Raw genomic sequence first — 382 nt, forward strand, 5'->3', positions numbered from 1 at the left:
CCCGCACCCTGAGCGACTGGGGCGTCGAACCCGCCGTCGTCCTCGGGCAGGGCACCGGCGAAGTGGCCGCCGCGGTCTTCGCGGGCGCACTGCCGCTCGACGAGGGCGCCCGCCTGATCACCGCCTGGTCGCGGCGCCCGACGACGCCCCCGGGCCCGCTGCGCACCCGCCCCGGCGCCGTGCCGTTCTACTCGTCGGCCACCGGCGGGTACGTCGACGGCACCGACCTCGACGCCCCGTACTGGGACCGGAGCATGCGCACCCACCCGCGACTCGCCGAGGCCGCGGGGGCGCTGGCCGAGGGACGCCGCCTGCGCGTCGTCGAGATCACGCCGCACCCGGTGGCTCACCTCGCGCTGCGGCGCGGCCTCGACGCCGTCGA

The 382-nt window shown here is 78.5% G+C and carries 1 protein-coding gene; it reads left to right on the forward strand.

What is annotated here, in order from left to right:
- Positions 1-382 (forward strand): hypothetical protein (locus G3I40_RS37320; RefSeq protein ID WP_164559250.1); only part of this gene is annotated, 382 nt, incomplete at both ends.

This window comes from Streptomyces sp. SID14478 (assembly GCF_010548525.1).
Lineage (GTDB): Bacteria > Actinomycetota > Actinomycetes > Streptomycetales > Streptomycetaceae > Streptomyces.